The sequence below is a fragment of the Bacteroides sp. genome, assembly GCF_029057325.1.
In the GTDB taxonomy this organism is placed as follows: domain Bacteria; phylum Bacteroidota; class Bacteroidia; order Bacteroidales; family Bacteroidaceae; genus Bacteroides.
This window is the reverse complement of the sequence record NZ_JAICZW010000027.1, coordinates 1-2,683: the sequence shown is the minus strand read 5'-3', so window position 1 is coordinate 2,683 and position 2,683 is coordinate 1. Positions and strand designations below refer to the sequence as shown.

General features: G+C 53.2%; 1 protein-coding gene and 2 pseudogenes. All 3 read right to left on the bottom strand.

The window, feature by feature from the left end:
• A pseudogene (locus tag K2G43_RS01785) lies at positions 1-80 on the bottom strand (3-isopropylmalate dehydratase small subunit); the annotation flags it as partial.
• A 29-nt stretch (positions 81-109) separates the two neighbouring features.
• A complete protein-coding gene (leuC, locus tag K2G43_RS01780) occupies positions 110-1,504 on the bottom strand; it encodes a 3-isopropylmalate dehydratase large subunit (protein ID WP_297644319.1) in 1,395 nt (464 codons plus the stop codon).
• A 103-nt stretch (positions 1,505-1,607) separates the two neighbouring features.
• Positions 1,608-2,683 (bottom strand): annotated as a pseudogene (locus K2G43_RS01775) (2-isopropylmalate synthase); the annotation flags it as partial.

Here is a 2,683-nt window from a genome sequence, read left to right as displayed (position 1 = left end):
GGGATGATTTGGTCCGTATCCACATTCTCCAACGGGAGGGGGACACAGGTGCTGATGATTGTATTGAATTTCTGTTTCATTGTTCGATTATCCATTTTCCATTATCCATTTAAAAAAGCTCCCTCGGGTCGGTAATCACCCCTGTCACTGCGGCGGCGGCAGCCACCAGCGGACTGGCAAGCAGTGTCCGCGAACCGGGTCCTTGACGACCTTCAAAGTTACGGTTGCTGGTCGATACGGCATACTTTCCGGCAGGTACTTTGTCATCGTTCATCGCCAGGCAGGCAGAACACCCCGGCTGACGGATGGCAAAACCGGCGGCTTCCAACACCTTATCTATGCCTTCTTCGCGTATCTGCGCATCCACCGCCCACGAGCCAGGAACGAGCCATGCCACCACGCCCTCCGCTTTCTTGCGCCCCTTGACGAGGGAGGCAAAGGCACGGAAGTCCTCAATGCGCCCGTTGGTGCAGGCACCGAGGAACACGTAGTCTATCTTCTTGCCCAGCAAGGATTCACCCGGATTGAAACCCATGTAATCCAGCGATTTCCGGAAGGAAACCTGCGCTGCCTCGCCCATGCCTTCGGTAGTGGGAATGCATTGTGTGATGCCCATACCCATGCCGGGATTGGTGCCGTAGGTAATCATCGGCTCAATGTCGGCAGCATCGAAGCGCACCTCTTTGTCGAACACGGCATCGTCGTCGCTCCGCAGCGTCCGCCAATAAGCGACCGCCTTATCCCATGCCTCGCCTTGAGGAGCATACTCACGCCCCTTGATGTAGGTGAATGTCGTTTCGTCGGGAGCGACCATGCCGCCGCGGGCACCCATCTCAATGCTCAGGTTGCACAAGGTCAGACGCCCTTCCATCGTCAGGCTGCGGACCGCCTCTCCGGCATATTCCACAAAATAGCCCGTAGCGCCGCTGGTCGTCATCTTCGACATCATGTAAAGTGCGACATCTTTGGCAGTCACGCCCTTTCCCAACTTGCCGTCGATGGTGATACGCATCGTCCGGGGACGGCTTTGCAGAATGCACTGAGAAGCCATTACCATCTCCACCTCACTCGTACCAATGCCGAAAGCCACTGCCCCCATCGCTCCATGCGTGGAAGTGTGCGAGTCGCCGCAGACGATAGTCATGCCCGGCAAGGTCAATCCGCGCTCCGGCCCTACGACGTGAATGATGCCGTTTTTTGGATCCATCATTCCGAAATGGGCCAATCCGAATTCTTCGGCATTCTTAGCCAAAGTATCTACCTGTGTCTTTGAAACAGGATCTTCAATAGGCTTGTCCTGGTCATGCGTCGGCGTATTATGGTCGGGCATGCAGAAGATTTTCTCCGGACGGAAACACTTCAACCCGCGTTCACGCAGCCCCTCAAACGCCTGCGGACTAGTCACTTCATGGCAATAAAGCCTATCAATATAAAGTTGTGTGGGACCATCTTCCACCTGTTGCACCACGTGGGCATCCCAAATCTTGTCAAATAAAGTACGCATAAAAGATTTATGATTTACGATTTATGATTTCAGATTTATCTTCCTATTGGCCACATAGTCATTCTGCAACACCGATTCTAAATCTGAAATCATAAATCTGAAATTACTTAAACTTATTAATACAGTCGATATAAGCTTCCACCGAAGCGGCGATGATGTCTGTATTGGCACCAAAACCGTAGTAGATATGGTTGTCATATTCCACCTGCATGTGTACCTTTCCCATATCATCGCTTCCCTTGCTGATGGCCTGAATGGTGAATTCCTTCAACGTCATGTGGCGGTCGATTATCTTCTTCAGTGCCTTGATGGCAGCATCCACCGGACCGTTTCCGCTTGCTGCCGCCTCAAACTTCTCACCGGAAATGTTCAGCCCAAGACTAGCTACGGAACGCACCCCTACTCCACTGGTCACTTGCAGGTATTCCAGCTTGATACGGTGATTCTGCGTGCGGTCGGCACCTGCCAGCACCAGTATGTCGTCATCGTTGATGTCCTTCTTCTTGTCGGCAAGCTTCAGAAAATCTTCATAGACCTTGTCCAACTTCTCTTGCTCCAGCTGCACACCCAATACCTGAAGACGGTTCTTCAACGCTGCACGCCCGCTGCGTGCCGTCAACACGATAGAGTTATCATCAATGCCCACATCATGCGGGTCGATAATCTCGTAGGTCTGCACGTTCTTCAGCACACCATCCTGATGGATGCCGGAAGAGTGGGCAAAGGCATTGCGGCCTACGATAGCTTTGTTGGGCTGCACCGGCATGTTCATCAGGCTGGAGACCATGCGACTGGTGGGATAAATCTTCTGTGTATTGATGTTCGTCTCAATCTGGATGTCCTTGTGGCATTTGATAATCATCGCCACCTCTTCCAGCGACGTGTTTCCGGCACGCTCGCCGATGCCGTTGATGGTCACCTCCACCTGACGGGCACCGTTCAGCACGCCCGACATGGTGTTTGCCGTAGCCATCCCCAAGTCATTGTGGCAGTGCGTGGAGAGGATGGCATTCTGAATCCCGTCCACATGCTCCATCAGGTACCTGATTTTCGCACCATATTCAGCCGGCAGGCAATAGCCCGTGGTATCGGGAATATTCACCACCGTAGCTCCCGCCTTAAACACGGCTTCCACCACGCGGGCAAGGTACTAATTATCCGTCCGTCCGGCATCCACGG

What these genes read in the sequence shown, in the direction of transcription:
- leuC (WP_297644319.1), bottom strand. Translation starts at nt 1,504, where the DNA reads ATGCGTACTTTATTTGACAAGATTTGGGATGCCCACGTGGTGCAACAG.